Origin of the sequence: Yoonia sp. 67-2 (assembly GCF_035117555.1) — a bacterium.
Taxonomy (GTDB): Bacteria; Pseudomonadota; Alphaproteobacteria; order Rhodobacterales; family Rhodobacteraceae; genus Yoonia.
In genome coordinates, this window is the sequence record NZ_JAYKPK010000006.1 from 187204 (window position 1) to 204960 (window position 17757).

Annotated in this window: 17 protein-coding genes; 13 read left to right on the forward strand and 4 right to left on the reverse strand. The window is 58.9% G+C overall.

Features of this window, described 5'->3' with window-relative positions; translation table 11 throughout:
- Positions 1-5 precede the first annotated feature (5 nt).
- The 4 genes from VOY09_RS11870 to rpsO all read left to right on the forward strand — a co-directional run bounded on the left by VOY09_RS11870 (position 6) and on the right by rpsO (position 2852).
- Positions 6-518 carry a DUF1643 domain-containing protein gene (locus VOY09_RS11870; protein WP_322895025.1) on the forward strand — a complete coding sequence of 171 codons (513 nt, stop codon included), beginning with the start codon at positions 6-8 and terminating at the stop codon, positions 516-518.
- Complete coding sequence (locus tag VOY09_RS11875; protein WP_322895026.1) at positions 515-1402, forward strand: alpha/beta hydrolase; 888 nt, start codon at positions 515-517, stop codon at positions 1400-1402. Before VOY09_RS11870 ends, VOY09_RS11875 begins: the two co-directional genes overlap by 4 nt.
- Positions 1403-1496: 94 nt before the next feature.
- Positions 1497-2450 carry a calcium-binding protein gene (locus VOY09_RS11880; protein ID WP_322895027.1) on the forward strand — a complete coding sequence of 318 codons (954 nt, stop codon included), beginning with the start codon at positions 1497-1499 and terminating at the stop codon, positions 2448-2450.
- 132 nt (positions 2451-2582) lie between these two features.
- A complete protein-coding gene (rpsO, locus tag VOY09_RS11885) occupies positions 2583-2852 on the forward strand; it encodes a 30S ribosomal protein S15 (RefSeq protein WP_322895028.1) in 270 nt (89 codons plus the stop codon).
- 59 nt (positions 2853-2911) lie between these two features.
- Here rpsO and VOY09_RS11890 read toward each other — a convergent pair whose 3' ends face one another.
- Positions 2912-3829, reverse strand: coding sequence for an endonuclease (locus VOY09_RS11890; protein WP_322895029.1), 918 nt, complete (start codon positions 3827-3829; stop codon positions 2912-2914).
- Positions 3830-4021: 192 nt separating this feature from the next.
- On the opposite strand from VOY09_RS11890, the gene pnp reads away from it, so the two are divergent.
- Both pnp and VOY09_RS11900 read left to right on the forward strand, forming a co-directional pair.
- The gene (gene pnp / locus VOY09_RS11895) at positions 4022-6157 is read left to right on the forward strand and encodes a polyribonucleotide nucleotidyltransferase (protein WP_322895030.1); all 2136 of its coding nucleotides are present in this window, start codon (positions 4022-4024) and stop codon (positions 6155-6157) included.
- 195 nt (positions 6158-6352) lie between these two features.
- Entirely contained in the window at positions 6353-6946 is a 594-nt protein-coding gene (locus tag VOY09_RS11900) for a hypothetical protein (protein WP_322895031.1), read from the forward strand.
- Positions 6947-6997: 51 nt separating this feature from the next.
- Here VOY09_RS11900 and VOY09_RS11905 read toward each other — a convergent pair whose 3' ends face one another.
- A complete protein-coding gene (locus VOY09_RS11905) occupies positions 6998-7645 on the reverse strand; it encodes a peroxiredoxin (protein WP_322895032.1) in 648 nt (215 codons plus the stop codon).
- Between the two features lie 123 nt (positions 7646-7768).
- On the opposite strand from VOY09_RS11905, the gene VOY09_RS11910 reads away from it, so the two are divergent.
- From VOY09_RS11910 to VOY09_RS11920, 3 genes are all read left to right on the forward strand, one after another.
- Positions 7769-9208, forward strand: coding sequence for an aldehyde dehydrogenase family protein (locus tag VOY09_RS11910; protein ID WP_322895033.1), 1440 nt, complete (start codon positions 7769-7771; stop codon positions 9206-9208).
- Between the two features lie 95 nt (positions 9209-9303).
- The gene (locus VOY09_RS11915; RefSeq protein ID WP_322895034.1) at positions 9304-10233 is read left to right on the forward strand and encodes a VOC family protein; all 930 of its coding nucleotides are present in this window, start codon (positions 9304-9306) and stop codon (positions 10231-10233) included.
- 1 nt (position 10234) lies between these two features.
- Complete coding sequence (locus VOY09_RS11920; protein ID WP_322895035.1) at positions 10235-10828, forward strand: alpha/beta hydrolase; 594 nt, start codon at positions 10235-10237, stop codon at positions 10826-10828.
- Here the strand turns inward: VOY09_RS11920 and VOY09_RS11925 are convergent.
- Both VOY09_RS11925 and VOY09_RS11930 read right to left on the reverse strand, forming a co-directional pair.
- Positions 10825-11469, reverse strand: a complete 645-nt coding sequence (locus VOY09_RS11925; protein WP_322895036.1) for a pseudouridine synthase — start codon at positions 11467-11469, stop codon at positions 10825-10827. The genes VOY09_RS11920 and VOY09_RS11925 overlap by 4 nt on opposite strands.
- On the reverse strand, positions 11466-12119 hold the full coding sequence (locus VOY09_RS11930; RefSeq protein WP_322895037.1) for a YggS family pyridoxal phosphate-dependent enzyme: 654 nt from the start codon (positions 12117-12119) through the stop codon (positions 11466-11468). The genes VOY09_RS11925 and VOY09_RS11930 overlap by 4 nt, the downstream gene beginning before the upstream one ends.
- Positions 12120-12346: 227 nt before the next feature.
- On the opposite strand from VOY09_RS11930, the gene VOY09_RS11935 reads away from it, so the two are divergent.
- From VOY09_RS11935 to holA, 4 genes are all read left to right on the forward strand, one after another.
- Entirely contained in the window at positions 12347-13537 is a 1191-nt protein-coding gene (locus VOY09_RS11935) for a porin (RefSeq protein WP_322895038.1), read from the forward strand.
- Between the two features lie 141 nt (positions 13538-13678).
- Complete coding sequence (leuS, locus tag VOY09_RS11940; RefSeq protein ID WP_322895039.1) at positions 13679-16210, forward strand: leucine--tRNA ligase; 2532 nt, start codon at positions 13679-13681, stop codon at positions 16208-16210.
- Positions 16200-16685, forward strand: coding sequence for an LPS assembly lipoprotein LptE (lptE, locus tag VOY09_RS11945; RefSeq protein WP_322895040.1), 486 nt, complete (start codon positions 16200-16202; stop codon positions 16683-16685). Before leuS ends, lptE begins: the two co-directional genes overlap by 11 nt.
- Positions 16682-17704 (forward strand): DNA polymerase III subunit delta, encoded by a 1023-nt coding sequence (holA, locus tag VOY09_RS11950; RefSeq protein ID WP_322895041.1) that lies wholly within the window; start codon positions 16682-16684, stop codon positions 17702-17704. The genes lptE and holA overlap by 4 nt, the downstream gene beginning before the upstream one ends.
- Positions 17705-17757 lie beyond the last annotated feature (53 nt).

Here is a 17757-nt window from a genome sequence, read left to right on the forward strand (position 1 = left end):
CGCGCATGATCATCCGCCATCATATCAGCGATCACGCCGCCTCTACCGCGACCTATTCGGATTGCGAAAACTATCGCTACGATCTGACCCGGATCTGGGATGCGCAAGGCCAGCGTCTGACATTCGTCATGCTGAACCCGTCGAAAGCCGACGAAATCCACAACGATCCCACCGTAGAACGCTGCGAGCGCCGTGCCCGCGCCTTGGGCTTCGGGGCGTTTCGGGTCACCAATATCTTTGCATGGCGCGACACTGATCCGCGCGCGATGCGGCGTGCCGCTGATCCAATCGGCCCTGAAAATGATGCCATGCTGATCGCGGCCGCAGATTGGGCCGACCAGATCATCGCCGCCTGGGGCACGCATGGCGCGCATCTGGGACGCGGGCCACAAGTGGCAGAATTTCTGCGCCGGACCGAGACGCCACTGCTGACACTCGGCTTGACCAAGGACGGGCATCCGCGCCACCCTCTCTATCTCAGCTATGCGCAGCAACCCGAGCGATGGAGCGTCACATGATCCAAGGTTTCACCCAATCCTATGTCACCTGTGGCGACGTGACCCTGTCGGTGCATCGCGCGGGCCAAGGCACGCCGCTGATCCTGCTGCATGGCTATCCGCAGAACCATCATTGCTGGGAAAAGGTGGCACCTGCCTTTGCCAAGCATTTCGACGTAGTCATCCCCGACCTGCGCGGCTATGGCGACAGCAACGCACCAGCCGATGACGCGGACCACAAAACCTATTCCAAACGCCTGATGGCGGCTGATGTCGCCGCCCTGATGGATGAGATGGGATTGGACCGCGCGCATATTCTTGGGCATGACCGGGGTGGGCGGGTCGCTTACCGCTTTGCGCTGGACCATCCTGACCGCATCCTCCGGCTTGGGATTATCGAGATTGTGCCGACAGGCGATTTCTGGGCCAGTTGGTCTGCCGATCTGGCGTTGAAGGCCTATCACTGGACCTTTCTGGCGCAGCCCGCGCCCCTGCCCGAACGGATGATCGGGGCTGATCCTGCTGGCTATATCGACTGGACGCTGCAATCCTGGACACTGGATAAATCACTGGCGGTGTTCAGTGACGCCGCCCTTGCCAGCTATCGCGCGCAGGCGGCGAACCCCGCGCATCTGCACGCGATGTGTGCCGATTACCGGGCAGGTGCAACGTTTGACCGGGAGCTGGATGATGCGGACAAGGCTGCCGGGCGCAGGATCACGGCCCCCTTGCATTTCCTTTGGGCGCAAAGCGGGTTTCCGGCGCAGACCGGTGATCCCGCCGCGCTGTGGCAGCCATGGGTCGAGCAGATGACCGATGCCTCCTGTATCTCCGGGCATTTCGCGATGGAAGAAAACCCAAAAGCAGTGACCGACAGCTTTCTGCCGTTCTTTCGCGACAGTTAACCATCAGATCAGTTTTCGGAACGGACCGAGAACGGGCTGTGCTATCGTCACAGCATGTACGTTTCGTTGCGATTCTGGTCTGGTTGGGGCGCTGATGTTGGCAGTTTTAGGGTTGATGGGTTTCGCACTGGGTGCCCTGCTGCTGGGGGACAGCCCCGCTGCACAAGATGACGACGACAGCCTGCCCGAGGATCAGAGTGACAGTCCAGCGGCGGCGATGACATCGCTGTCCGACATGCTTGAGGCGAGCGATGAGGTGGAGGATGAGATCCCCCCGGATGACGATGACAGCACCGTTCTAGATGATCTCGCCGTGATTGAGGCGCAGATCCGCAGTTTGGGCGATCAACTCGCGACCAGCGATGCCAATACGATCAATTTCGCCGATGATGCGGATAATGTCATCGCCACCGGTGCGGGCAATGATTATCTGGATGGCCGTGACGGCGACGATATCCTGTTCGGCGGCGCGGGCAATGATGTCCTGCACGGTGGACGCGGCGATGACCTTCTGGTCGGCGGCGACGGCGATGATGAAGTTTACGGGCATGTCGGCAATGACATATTGTTTGGCGGCGACGGCAATGACGATCTTGTCGGGGGCGACGGCGATGACATCCTGTTCGGCGGGGCAGGCAATGACAGTCTGATGGGAAGCTATGGCAACAATATGCTGTTTGGCGGATCAGGGGCGGATACGATACTGGGCGGACCAGGCAATGATGTCGTCATTGATCGCGATGATCTCGATCTCGATTACCTGAATGGCGGCGCTGGCGATGACTACCTGTCCGGTGGGCCGGGCGATCATCTGAATGGCGGGCCGGGCGTGGATATCTTCAACATCAGGACCGGCATGTCGGTCACGCTGCATGACTTTAACCCTGATGAGGATGTGATCGAAATCGAACATGAGGGCGAGCGTCCGACCCTGACCACCGGACTGGCGGAGGACGGGACGTTGCTGTTGGCCAATGGCCAAGTCATCGCCAAACTGGTCAATTTCGCCGAACCCGATCTGGCAGCGGTAACCTATCTGCGCGTATAAAACGCTTTTCTTTTGCGCCAAATCCCCTTATGCGCAGCCATCTGCGCGGATTCTGTCCGGGCGGCACCTCCACGGGCCTTGCTGGACGACATCCCGGCTTGCGCCATTCACCCTTTAGACAAGGAGACCCCGATGTCGATTACTGCTGAAGACAAAACACGGATCATGAAAGAATTCGCAACCAAAGAAGGCGACACTGGTTCGCCCGAAGTGCAAGTTGCGATCCTGTCCAGCCGCATCGCGACCCTGACAGAGCATTTCAAGACCCACAAAAAAGACAACCACGGTCGCCGTGGTCTGCTGAAAATGGTCGCCCTGCGCCGCAAGCTTTTGGATTACACCAAATCCAAAGACGAAGCCCGCTACCAGAGCCTGATCGCACGGCTTGGCCTGCGCCGGTAACGCGCGACTTATCGTTCGAACGCGAAAACGCCTGCCCCTTGGGGTGGGCGTTTTTGGTTTCAGGGGGCTGGCAGGGTGAAGTCAGCGGCAAGCGGGTAATGATCTGTGGGCCATTCGCCGTCGAATTTCTCGCGCAGCACGAATGGCCCGGCGGCCAGAACCGGCCCGCCGACAGATCCGATATGGTCAATCGCGCCGAACAGGTTGAAGCCACGATTGAAATGGAAGGTCGATCCTTGCACCGGCACGTAATCAACCCCCAGATCACCCAGCATCTCCAAGATTGGTGATCCCAGACGCGCGTTGAAATCACCCGTGACGAAAAGCGCCTCGTCCGCCTGTACCCAAGGCGTGATCCGATCCGCGACCAAGGCGATGGATTGTTCGCGGTTCGACAGGCTGGCGTAATCGGTATGCAGATTGACCACCCGGAACACCGCGCCACTCGTCAGATCGCGGAACTGTGCCCAGGATGCAAAGGCCGGATAGGACCCGTTGAAGGTACGGGAATAGATGACATCCGGCGTGTCGGAAAAGAAGAACCAGCCTTGGTGCAGCAGTGTCAGCCTGTCCCTGCGGTACAGGATCGGCTGGGTGGACGGAAATTCCTCCACCGGCCCGAGCGCTGCGGCGGCATAGAGGGGATTATTGGCCAACAACCAATCCAGCGTCAGATTGACCGACCCGTCCGAGCCGCCACCAAAGCTTTCCATTTCCTGAAATGCCATGATGTCGGCATTCACCGCCTTGAACGCCAGATCCAGCGGCCCCTTGCGCCTTTCCCAATCCCCGACCGACCATGGCCCCGTCTGCCGCCCCAGAATGATGTAATGCACATTATAAGTCGCCAGCCGCAGAACCTGCGGCGCAGCCTCCGGCACCGGATCACTGCCGGAATTGCGCACCTGCTGACAGCCTACGATGGCCACCAGAACGAAGATCAGGCCGACGACGCCTTTGGCGAGTTTTTTCCACATACCCGGCCCAATCCGCGCTGCAATTGGGGTGAAACCTAGCCCCTCTTCCCAAACAGGCCAATATCCGTTAAGTCCCAACCATCTTTGACAAGCCCGGCGCCCGCATCCCAGCGCCGATACAAAGAAGATACAGGGATGAGGGGGAATACGCCCCCTACGCAAAATGGGCTGCGGCCCGACTAGGACATGATGATGTTTAACGAAGTGAAAAAATCAATGCAGTGGGGCGAAGAGACGCTCACACTAGAAACCGGCAAGGTTGCCCGTCAGGCTGACGGCACGGTCATTGCGACGCTGGGCGAAACCAGCGTGATGGCGAACGTGACCTTTGCAAAGGCACAAAAGCCAGGGCAGGACTTCTTCCCGCTGACCGTACATTACCAGGAAAAATATTACGCCGCCGGCAAAGTGCCAGGTGGCTTTTTCAAGCGCGAAGCGCGTCCCACTGAAAAAGAGACGCTGACATCCCGCCTGATCGACCGCCCGATCCGCCCACTGTTCGTCCCCGGCTTCAAAAACGAAGTCCTGGTGATGTGTACCGTGCTGAGCTTTGACGGTGTCAACGACCCCGACATGATCGCCATGATCGCCGCATCCGCCGCGCTGACGATTTCCGGCGCGCCCTTCATGGGGCCGATCGGTGCCTGCCGCGTGGGTTTCGTGGATGGCGAATACATCCTGAACCCTGAACTGGACGACATGCATAACCTGCGCATGAAGCCCGAGCAGCGCCTTGATCTGGTTGTCGCCGGCACCAAAGACGCCGTGATGATGGTTGAATCCGAAGCCTATGAGCTGTCGGAAGAAGAAATGCTGGGTGCCGTCACCTTTGCGCATGAACAGATCCAGCCAGTCATCGACCTGATCATCCAGCTGGCCGAAGCATCTGCCAAGGAACCGTTCGATTTCCAGCCAGAGGATTATTCGGAGCTTTACGCCGCCGTCAAATCCGCAGGCGAAGACAAGATGCGCGCCGCCTATGCGATCACCGACAAGCAGGAACGCACCTCTGCGGTTTCCGCTGCCAAGGCTGATATCATCGCGGCCCTGACCGAAGATCAGCAGGCGGACGGCAACCTCGGCCCCGCGCTGAAGAAACTGGAATCTGCCGTGTTACGCGGTGATGTCGTCAAACATGGCCGCCGCATCGATGGCCGTGCTTTGGATGAAATCCGCCCGATCGTGTCGGAAACCGGCATCCTGCCACGCACACACGGGTCGGCCTTGTTCACCCGCGGCGAAACCCAAGGTCTGGTCGTGACCACTTTGGGTACCGGCGATGACGAACAGATGATCGACTCGCTGACTGGCATGTATAAAACCAACTTCATGCTGCACTACAACTTCCCCCCCTATTCGGTGGGCGAGGTGGGCCGTGTCGGATCGCCCGGCCGTCGCGAAATCGGCCATGGCAAATTGGCATGGCGCGCATTGCAGGCGGTCCTGCCTGCGCCGACAGATTTTCCTTACACGATCCGTATCGTGTCAGAGATCACTGAATCCAACGGCTCTTCCTCGATGGCGTCGGTTTGTGGTGGCTCCTTGTCCATGATGGACGCTGGCGTGCCGTTGAAAGCACCCGTTGCCGGTGTGGCCATGGGTCTGGTGATGGAAGATGACGGATCCTATGCCGTGCTGTCCGATATTCTGGGTGACGAAGACCACCTTGGCGATATGGACTTCAAGGTTGCGGGTACCGAAAACGGCATCACCTCGCTCCAGATGGATATCAAGATCGCAGGCATCACGCCAGAGATCATGGCAAAAGCATTGGATCAAGCCAAGGCTGGCCGTCTGCACATTCTGAATGAAATGTCCAAGGCGCTGACCGGCGCGCAGGAATTCAGCGTGCATGCGCCCAAGATCGAAACCATGCAGATCCCTGTCGACAAGATCCGTGAAGTCATCGGGTCTGGCGGCAAGGTCATCCGCGAGATCGTGGAAACATCCGGTGCCAAGGTCGATATCAACGATGATGGCGTTATCAAGCTGGCCTCGAATGATGCCGATGCGATCAAACGCGCCTATGACATGATCTATTCGATCGTGGCAGAGCCTGAAGAGAACAAGATCTACAAAGGCACCGTGGTCAAACTGGTCGATTTCGGCGCTTTCGTGAACTTCTTTGGCAAGCGTGACGGTCTGGTCCATGTGTCCCAGATCGAGAACAAGCGGCTGAACCATCCATCCGATGTGTTGAAAGAAGGTCAGGAAGTCTGGGTCAAATTGCTTGGCTTCGATGACCGTGGCAAGGTCCGTCTGGCGATGAAAATGGTCGATCAGGCCACTGGTCAGGAATTGGCCAAAGAAGAAGCTGCCGAAGAATAAGCCCCGTCTTCCGGCAGATTTACCAAGCACCCGGCCCTTGTGGTCGGGTGTTTGCGTTTTGGCTGTGTCCAAAAACCCACAGCTTTTAGTGAAAACAAGTGTATTGTTGCCAAATTGCTATCAAACCGAAGAACGCCCTCTTTAGGTTCAAAGTCATGCATGACGCTACGTCATCATTCTTGAGAGGGTTGTACGATGAATTCAAAACTTCTTTTTGCGGCGCTGTTTTCCAGCACCGTGGCGGCCACCGCATCGGCACAGGACTTTGGCGATCTGTCGGTCGGGCTCGGCCTGACCAGTTTTGGCTATTCGCTGCAGGGCGAATATGAAATCCAGCCAAAATTAAGCCTGCGCGCCATGATCATGGGCGGGTTGAGCTTTAGCGATGAATTTGACGATGACGATTTCACCGTTGACGGCAAACTGGATCTGGGTGGCTTTGCGGTTCTGGCGGATTATTACCCGCTGTCGAACCCTTGGCGGATCTCGGGCGGTCTGTTTTTCTCAAACACCGAGCTGACCGGCACTTTCGACGATGAAGGCACGGTTTACGAGGGCGACGTGAAGTTCAAGAATGAAGTCGCGCCGATGATTACCACTGGTTTCAACTATCCCTTTGGCAATGGTTGGGCGTTTTCTGGCGATGTCGGCGTGGTCGTTTCATCGCTGGAAGTGTCATCGGCGGAAACAGACCCCAGTGTTCAGGACAGCATCGACGAGGCGAATGATGACTTGTCCGATATCCCGGTCTTTCCCTATATCGGCTTTGCCGTCAGCTACTCCTATTGAGCTGCGACCCATTGTCAAAAGGCCCCGGCACGACGCCGGGGCCTTTTGCGTTCAAAGCTTCGTTGTGCGCAAATAGGGCAGCACTGTGGTGAAATCACCAAACTTGGCTTTTGCATCGTCATTGCTGACAGTCGCAGGGATGATCACATCATCGCCGACATTCCAGTTGGCCGGTGTCGCCACGCCATTGCCTGCAGCAGTCTGCAACCCGTCCAGCGCGCGCAAAACTTCGGCAAAGTTGCGGCCCACGTTCATCGGATAGGTCATCGACAGTTTCAGCTTTTTGTCCGGCCCGATGATGAACACCGCGCGCACGGTCGCGCTGTCATTCGGCGTGCGCCCATCGGGCAGATAGGCATCGGCGGGCAGCATATCAAAGGCTTTTGCGACCACCAGATCAGCGTCGGCGATGATCGGAAAACCGGCCTTCGTCTTGGCAAAACTTTCAATATCGGTTTTCCATTTCTTGTGATCTTCGACACCGTCGATGCTGATGCCGATCACCTTGGTGCCACGCTTTTCCCATTCATCGGCCAATTGTGCGACAGCGCCGAATTCAGTGGTGCAGACCGGGGTGAAATCCTTGGGATGGGAAAACAGGATCGCCCAGCTGTCGCCGATCCAGTCATGCAGTGAAAGCGTGCCTTGATCCGTCTCGACCGTCAGATCGGGGATAGTGTCATTGATACGCAGGCCCATGAGGTTGCTCCTTCATTTCGGGGTTACACGCCCTACATAGGAATGGTCAGGCGCTTATGCCACTGCGGCTTGCGCTGTGGCAGGGCAGATGCCACACCTTTGCCAAAGTGCAGGAGAAATAACATGATCGAACAGCGTAATTTTTACATCAACGGCGCATGGGTTGCCCCCGCCAAAGCCCGCGATCACGATGTGATCAATCCCTCGACCGAGGACGTTTGCGCCGTCATTTCACTGGGCGATCATGCCGATACCGATGCGGCTGTTGCAGCAGCGAAAGCCGCTTTCCCAACTTGGGCCGCGACAGATCCCGCGCAACGGGCGGAATATGTCAAAGCGATCCTTGCCCAATATGAAGCCCGCGCCGAGGAAATGGCGCAAGCTATCAGCCTTGAAATGGGCGCACCGATTGATCTGGCACGCAATTCGCAGGCCCCCAGCCTGCCTGACCATCTGAAAAACTTTCTGACCGCGTTCGAACAGGTCGAATGGATCAGACCTTTGGGCGATCACGCGCCCGGTGCGATGATCGCGATGGAGCCGATTGGCGTGGTCGGGCTGATCACCCCGTGGAACTGGCCGATGAATCAGGTCACGCTCAAGGTGATCCCTGCCCTGCTGGCCGGTTGCACCGTGGTGCTGAAACCGTCAGAGGAAGCGCCGCTGTCATCCTTGTTGTTCGCGGGATTTGTTCATGATGCAGGTGTCCCTGCGGGTGTGTTCAACCTCGTGAATGGTGACGGCATGGGTGTCGGGAGCCAATTATCCCGCCATGAAGATGTGCAGATGATCAGCTTCACCGGCTCCACCCGTGCGGGCAAGGCGATCTCTCTCGCAGCAGCGGAAACGCTGAAACGCGTGACGCTGGAACTGGGCGGCAAGGGCGCGAATGTGATCTTCGCCGATGCCGATGAAAAGGCAGTCAAACGTGGCGTGCTGAGCTGCATGAACAATTCCGGCCAATCCTGCAATGCGCCGACACGGATGCTGGTGGAACGGTCGATCTATGATCAGGCCGTCGAAACCGCAACCGAGGTGGCGGGCAGCATTAAAGTGGGTCCAGCGTCGGACGAGGGTCGCCATATCGGCCCGGTCGTGAACCGCAAGCAATGGGATCAGATCCAGAAGATGATCCAGGTCGGCATCGATGAAGGCGCGCGCCTTGTCGCCGGTGGCCCGGGCCTGCCCGACGGCATGAACCGTGGCTTCTATGTGCGCCCCACCGTCTTTGCCGATGTGAACAACCAGATGCGGATCGCACGCGAGGAAATCTTTGGCCCGGTGCTGTCGATCATTCCGTTCGACACTGAAGAAGACGCCGTGCAGATCGCCAATGACACGCCCTACGGTCTGACCAATTACGTCCAGTCGCAGGACGGGGCGAAACGCAATCGCATGGCTTTGGCCCTGCGTGCGGGCATGATCGAAATGAACGGCAAATCCCGCGGTGCTGGCGCACCTTTTGGCGGGGTCAAAATGTCCGGTCGCGCGCGTGAAGGCGGCATCTGGGGGATCGAGGAGTTTCTGGAAGTCAAATCCATCTCTGACTGGGCTGCAGAATAAGCCATGTGCAAGGGCGCACCAAACAGGTGCGCCCACTGCTATTTAGTGCGCGACCTTTTCCTATATCTATACCCCAATGGATTAGGAGAGATGTCATGATTAAACAAATCAAAGGGCTGCACCACGTCACATCGCTGGCCAGTTCCGCGCGCGAAAATAACGCGTTTTTCACCAATGTGCTCGGCCTGCGCCGGGTCAAACAGACCGTCAACTTTGACGCGCCTGATGTCTACCACCTCTATTACGGGGATGAGACCGGCTCTGCCGGGACAGTGATGACCTATTTCCCCTTCCCCAATGCCGGTCGCGGACGCCCCGGCGCAGGTGAGGTCGGGCGCACCTCTTTCAGCATTCCCACCGGCACATCGCAAGCATGGCTGGACCGGCTGACGACCTTCGACACTGATGCTGTGGCACAGGATACCCGCTTTGGCGAAAACCGCGTTTTGTTCAACGGCCCCGATGGCGATCAATTCGCTTTGGTCGAACGCGACGACAATCGCACCCCCTGGACCGGCAATGGCGTCACCGAAAGCATCGCGATCCGTGGCTTCCATTCCGCCGATATGCGGCTGAAGGATGGCGATGCGAGCGCCGAACTACTGGGCTTTATGGGCTATGAAAAGCTCGACACGGAAAACAACGTGACCCGCTTCATCGTTCCGGGCGGCAATGATGCCAATACGATTGATATCGAAGTCACCCCTTCCGCCCCCCGGGCCGCGCAAGGGGCCGGGTCTGTGCATCACATCGCCTTTGCCGTCGACAACCGCGCCCGGCAATTGGAAGTGCGCGAGGCGCTGCTGGATACCGGCTATCAGGTCACCCCTGTCATCGACCGTGACTATTTCTATGCGATCTATTTTCGCACCCCCGGCGGCGTGCTGTTCGAGGTCGCGACAAATGAACCCGGCTTTGCCCGTGACGAAGACACCGAAAATCTGGGTCAGGCGCTGAAACTGCCCAGCCAGCACGAACATCTGCGCACGCAGCTGGAACATCTGCTGGAACCACTGGAAGGCTAAGATGACTTATATCGCAAAACGCACGACAGGGGCAGCGGATGCACCGCTGTTCCTGACATTCCACGGCACCGGCGGGTCAGAGGATCAGTTTCACGGCTTCGCCGAACAGCTGATCCCCGGCGCGCATGTCACCTCACCGCGTGGCGACGTGTCTGAACATGGCGCTGCGCGCTATTTCAAACGCGCGGCGGAAGGTGTCTATGATATGGACGACCTGGCTCAGAGGACTGATGCCATGGCCCGCTTCATCGCCGATGAAATCACGCAGACCGGGGCCAAGCGCGTTGTCGGGCTGGGCTATTCCAACGGGGCGAATATCCTCGCCTCGGTCGCGATGACGCAGGCGGATCTGGTCGATGACCTTATTCTGATGCATCCGCTGATTCCCTTCACCCCCGCCCCGCAGCCCGGGCTCAAGGGCAAGCGCGTGCTGATCACCGCGGGCGAGAATGATCCGATCTGCCCGCCCGACATGACCCGCGGGCTGGTGGATTATCTGGCCGCGCAAGGGGCCGAGGTGCAGGTGCATTGGCAACCGGGCGGTCACGGCATCGCACAAAGCGAAGTCACCGCCGTGCAAAAGTTTCTGGCTTAGAACGGACATTTCGCCGTGATCCGCACCCCCTGACCCCCGTCAGGGTGGCGGAATTGCAGCGTTTCGGAATGCAGCATCAGGCGCGGATAATCCCGCGCCTGATCCGTTGCATAGAACGGGTCCCCCAGAATCGGATGCCCCAGCGCCAGCATATGCACCCGCAATTGATGCGACCGCCCGGTCTTGGGCATCAACCGCACGCGAGTTTCACCGCTACCTTTGCGCACCACGCGCCAATCGGTGACAGCGGCGCGGCCATTTTCATGATCAACCATCTGCAAGGGCCGGTTCGGCCAATCCACGATCAGCGGCAGATCGACAGTGCCGGTTTTTTCGGCCATTTCGCCCCAGACGCGGGCAACATAAGTTTTCTTGGTCTGCCGGTTCTCAAACTGCAGGCCTAGATGCCTCTGCGCATGGGGGGTCATGGCGAAGATCATCACACCCGATGTGTCCCGGTCCAAGCGGTGCACCAGCAAAGCATCGGGAAACACCGCCTGCACCCGCGCGATCAGGCAATCTGTCAGGTCAGGCCCTTTGCCCGGCACGGACAATAGCCCCGAAGGTTTATCCACCAACAGGACCTGATGATCAGCATGCAGGATATCCAGCGGGCCGGGCGGTGGGTTATACGCCGTCACGGCGCCACCCGTTCCCCGAAAATCGCCGAGCCGACACGGATATGCGTGGCCCCGAGCGCAATCGCGCTTTCGAAATCCGCGCTCATCCCCATCGACAGACCCGTCAAACCATTGCGCGCGGCCATCTTGGCCAGCAGCGCGAAATGCAAAGACGGTTCTTCATCCACGGGCGGGATGCACATCAGACCGACCACTGGCAGGTCCAGCGCGCGCGCTTCGGTCACGAAAGCATCGACCTCGGCGGGCAGGACACCTGCCTTTTGTTCCTCCTCGCCGGTGTTCACCTGAATGAACAGATCGGGGCATTGGCCCATCTCCTGCGCCAACCGCGCAATCGTATTGGCCAGCTTGGGCCGGTCCAGCGTATGGATGACCTGCGCCAGTTCCATCGCCTGCCGCGCCTTGTTGGTCTGCAGCGGCCCGATCAGATGCAGGGCGATCCCATCATAGGATTCGCGGAACCGTGGCCATTTGCCCGCCGCCTCCTGCACCTTGTTTTCGCCAAAGATTCGGTGCCCCTGATCCAGCACAGCGGCGACGCGGGCGTCCGGTTGCACCTTGGAGACCGCGATCAAGGTGACATCCGACACATTGCGCCCCGCCTTGGCACAGGCGGCAGAGATGCGGGTTTGGATATCGTCCAGAGGCATGGAAGGTCCTTCAAAACTAGGGGGCTGGGCCGGTGTCGCTGAATTAACTGGGTTTTCCTGCGCTGTCATGGCCGAAAACAGGGTGTGACCTTGATGCATCAGGTTCCAGCAAGACGCCCTTGCCAAACCCATTTGACTTGAGTGTGAAGAAAGTTGGGCGCAATTAGTCACCAATGCTAGAACATCTGGCATTCTTGGGAATGCAAAAAACACGAGGGAATTATCCAATGAAAAGCATCCTTCTTACAACAACTGCTCTGGTTGCCTTTGCTGGCGCCGCAGTTGCTGAAGTGACCTTCTACGGCGACGCGACACTCGGTTACAACGATGATGGTGATCTGCCAACAGGTTTCACCGGTACGCAGATTGGTGACAACCAAGGCTTCTACTGGGAAGGCACACTGGGTGTGAACCTGTCCCAAGAACTGGACAACGGCGTGACCGCCGGTGCCGTGTTCGAGGCTGATTTCGTCGACACTGCAACTGGTAACGGTCAAGACTTGGTTTCCGGTGACTTCGTTCTGTCGCTGACAACCGAGAATGCTGGCCTGTACTTCGGCGACACACCGTTCGCAGCTGAAACACGTTGGAGCGGCGCTGGCGACATGGAAGCTGACGGTTTCTCCGAAGCTGACGGCGAAACTGCACTGCGCGGCGACATCTCCTATGGTGATATCGAAGCATCGATCTCCTACGTCATCGCCAACAACGAAGGCAATGTGAACGTATCTGAAGACCTGAACCAGCTGTCGCTGGGTGTTGCTGGTTCCTTCGGCAACTTCGGTTTCACCGCTGCTTACCAAGCAGAATCTAACGAAGACGACAATTTCTACAAAGCATCAGGCGGCTTGGCCGGTGTTGGTGGTGCGGATAACGGCGATTTCAGCAACGACGAAATCTTCGGTGTGTCGGTCAACACAACTTTCTCTGGCGCAACTGTGACTTTGGCCTATGCGTCAAACGAAACTGCTGACGAGAACTCGCTCGGTGTGCAAGTTGCATATCCTTTCGGTCCAGTCACAGCGACAGTCTACTACGTTGCTGAAGATGACGGCTCTGACGAAGACAACTACGGCGTGACACTTGCTTATGCCGAAGGTCCTCTGAGCGTTCGTCTGGACTATGACTATGACCAAGGCGCAAACATCATTGAACTCGACGGTTCTTACGATCTTGGCAACGGCCTGACACTGCTGGCTGGCGTTCATGACCGTTCTGACGATGCTGGCGCACCAATCAACGGTGTGTCCCGTAACGGCACCGACTTCTATGTCGCTGGTGTGTACGACTTGGGTAGCGGCGCAGAACTGCTGGTGGCCTATGCTGACGCAGAAATCGCTGGTTCCATCGACGACGACGAAGTTGGCCGTCCTGACTACCAAGTCGGTACAACTGTTGAAGTGTCCTTCAAGTTCTAATCAGAACCCTCGGACCATTCCTAAGCGAGAGCGGCCCCTTGGGGCCGCTCTTTGCGTTTGTGGCACCGGCACCTATAGCCATCGCTGCCCTGCCGGATTATGACGTAAGGTAGAACCACCGCCAGTTTGAAAGACCTTCTGATGATCCCCTATTCCCCCGCCGCGATTGAACCGAAATGGCAGGACATCTGGTCCGAAGGCCAGATTTTCAAAGCCGCCCGCAGCGCGGATAAGCCGAAATATTACGTGCTGGAAATGTTCCCCTATCCGTCCGGGCGCATCCATATCGGCCATGTGCGCAATTACACGATGGGCGACGTGATCGCGCGCTACAAACTGGCGACCGGGCATAACGTGCTGCACCCGATGGGCTGGGACGCTTTCGGCATGCCTGCGGAAAATGCCGCGATGGCCTCGGGCGGGCATCCGAAGGATTGGACCTATCAGAACATCGCCGACATGCGCGCACAGATGAAACCGCTGGGGTTAAGCATCGACTGGTCGCGTGAATTCGCCACCTGCGACCCGGAATATTACGGCCAACAGCAGGCCCTGTTCATCGATTTCCTGTCCAAGGGATTGATTTACCGCAAGAAAGCCGTGGTGAACTGGGACCCGGTCGATATGACCGTGCTGGCCAATGAACAGGTGATCGACGGCAAGGGCTGGCGGTCCGGGGCCGAGGTCGAACGCCGCGAATTGGTGCAATGGTTCTTCAAGATCAGCGATTATTCCGAGGAATTGCTGAGCGCCATCGACACACTCGACAATTGGCCCGCCAAGGTCAAACTGATGCAGGCCAATTGGATCGGCAAATCGCGCGGGCTTCAGTTCGCGTTTGAGCGCAATGACGGTGGTGAGATCGAGGTGTATACGACCCGCCCCGACACATTGCTGGGCGCGTCCTTTGTCGGTATCTCGCCCGATCACCCGCTGGCCAAGGAATTGGAAGCCAAAGATGCAAAGGTCGCCGCCTTCTGCGCCGAATGCCGCAAGGGTGGCACGACGGCGGAAGCGATTGAGAAGGCTGAAAAGCTGGGCTATGACACCGGCCTGACGGTGAAACACCCGATGGCGGGCCAGCCCGATCTGCCCGTCTATATCGCGAATTTCATCCTGATGGATTACGGCACCGGCGCGATCTTTGGCTGCCCGGCGCATGACCAGCGGGATTTCGATTTCGCCACCAAATACGGCCTGCCGATCATCGCGACCTTCCTGCCGGATGCGGATGCCAGCGCCGATCTGACGACAGCCTATGTCCCCGCCAAGACCGAAAAGGTGTTTTACACCAAGGGCTTCGCCGGCGGCCAAATCCAGACCGGCGAGCAGGCCGTCGATGCTGCCATCGCCTATTGCGAGGCCAATGGCATCGGCCAAGGCGTCACCAAATTCCGCCTGCGCGACTGGGGCCTGTCGCGGCAACGCTATTGGGGTTGTCCGATCCCGATTGTGCATTGTGATGATTGCGGTGCGGTGCCGGAAAAGAAAGAAAACCTGCCGATTGAGCTGCCCTACGACGTCACATTCGACGTCCCCGGCAACCCGCTCGACCGGCACCCGACATGGCGCAACTGCGCCTGCCCCGCCTGCGGCAAGCCTGCCCTGCGCGAAACCGACACGATGGATACTTTCGTGGATTCATCATGGTATTTCGCCCGCTTCACCGCCCCCCATGCGCCGACGCCCACGAATATGGAGGACGCGGCCTATTGGATGAACGTCGATCAATATATCGGCGGGATCGAACATGCGATTTTGCACCTGCTTTACAGCCGGTTCTTCGCCCGCGCGATGCAGATCACCGGGCATCTGCCGGAAAGTGCGATTGAGCCGTTCAATGCTTTGTTCACCCAAGGCATGGTGACGCATGAGATTTACATGACGCGGGATGACGCCGGTCGCCCCGTCTATCATTTCCCGCAGGATGTGAAGAACGGGAAGCTGGCTGACGGAACCGAGGTGGAAATAATCCCCTCCGCCAAAATGTCGAAATCCAAGAAGAACGTCGTCGATCCTGACGATATCCTTGCGCAATATGGCGCTGACACTGCGCGCTGGTTCGTGCTGTCCGACAGCCCGCCGGAACGCGATGTGGAATGGACCGCCTCGGGTGCTGATGCGACCTATAAACACCTCGCCCGTGTCTATCGCATTGCCGCCGATATCGCCGCCGCGGATGGCACCCCCGGCAGTGGCGATGACGATCTGCTGCGCGCGATGCATCGCTGCATCCATGATGTGACGATGGGGCTGGAAACCTTCGGCTTCAACGCGGCGATTGCGAAACTTTATGCCTTCACCAATACGCTGGCGAAATCCAACGCCTCTGCCGCGACGAGACGGCAGGCCGCACTGGCGCTGGCGCAGCTGATGTCACCGATGACCCCGCATCTGGCCGAGGAAATCTGGGCGAGCCTTGGTGGTGATGGCCTGATCGCCACTGCCCCTTGGCCTGTGGCCGACCCCGATATGCTGGTCGATGATCACGTCACCCTGCCCGTGCAGATCAACGGCAAGCGCCGCACTGAAATCGTCGTCGCGGCTGATGCCAGCAAGGAAGCGGTGGAAACTGCCGTGCTGGCGTTGGATGTCGTGCAAAAGGCGCTGGATGGTGCGAGTGTGAAGAAACTGATCGTGGTGCCCGGACGGATTGTGAACATTGTCATCTGACTTTCCCACTCGGCGGCTGTTTACCGTGGGCCTGTTGGCGCTGGGGGGCTGCGGCTTTGCGCCGGTTTACGGCGAAGGCAGCGCCCTGCGCGGCAGAATTGGTTTTGACACAGGCGCAACCGTGTCAGGGTTCCGGCTGCGCGAACGGCTGGAACAACGGCTGGGCGTGGCGGATGCACCGACCTATATCCTGCGCGCGCAGATCACCGACCGGCGGCGCAGTCTGGCAATCACAACCTCGGGCGACAATACAAGGTTCAATGTGGTGGGCAGTGTCGCATGGGTCCTGACCCATGCCACGACCGGCGCTGTCGTCGCCGAAGGCAGCCATGAGACATTTACCAGCTATGCCGCCACCGGCTCCACCACCGCCACGCAAGCGGCGGAAACCGATGCCACCGCCCGCCTGTCCGTTGCGCTTGCCGATATGATCGTCAGCCGGCTGTTGCTGCTGGCCCCGGACCTGACGGCATGAAGCTTGCAGGCGATGCCGCCTCAGCCTATCTGCGCAAGCCTGATCCTGGCCATGCCGGCCTGCTGATCTTTGGCGCCGATCCAATGCGCGTCGCGACCAAACGGCAAGAGGCCATCGCCGCCCTTGTCGGCCCGCAGGGCGAAGAGGAAATGCGCCTGACCCGGATCAATGCCGGGGATCTGCGCAAGGACCCGGCGCTGCTGGATGATGCGATCAAGGCGCAGGGATTCTTTCCCGGCCACCGCGTTGCCTTTGTCGAGGATGCGACGGATGGTCTGTCCAAACTGGTCGATGCCACGCTAGCCGATTGGCGCGCGGGCGATGCGCAGCTTGTCGTCACCGCAGGATCCCTGACCGCCAAATCGCCGCTGCGCAAGGTGTTCGAAGGCCACCGCAACGCCATGGCCATCGGCATCTATGACGACCCGCCCAATATGAACGACATTGCCCGGGCCGTGACCGCCGCCGGGCTGCCGCAGCCGGGCCGCGATGTGATGGATGCTTTGTTCACGCTGGCCAATACGCTGGAACCGGGTGATTTCCGGCAGACGGTGGAAAAGGTCGGGCTGTATAAGCAAGGCGACAACACGCCGCTGACCATCGCCGATATCACCGCCAATGCGCCGCAATCGGCAGAAGTCGATGTCGATGATGTGCTGGATGTGGTGACTGCCGGGCAGGTTGATCAGCTTGGCCCGGTGCTACGCGGGCTTTACGCGCAGGGGGTAACGCCTGTCATGCTCTGCATCGGGGCGATGCGGCATTTCCGGCGGTTGCATGTCGTGGCCTCTGACCCCGGCGGTCCGGGCTCTGGCGTGGCGCGGCTGCGCCCGCCGGTCTTTGGCCCGCGCCGGGACAAGATCGCGCGGCAAGTCAGCCAATGGCGCCGTGACCGGCTGGAAAAGGCGCTGACCGCGCTGACCGATACCGACCTGCAATTGCGATCCGCCAGCACGGCACCACAGGCGGCCCTGATGGAACGCACGCTGATCCGGCTGGCGATGATGGCCCGGCGCTAACGCAAAAGGCAGACCCGAAGGTCTGCCTTTCCTTGATCATAACCTTGCGGTCA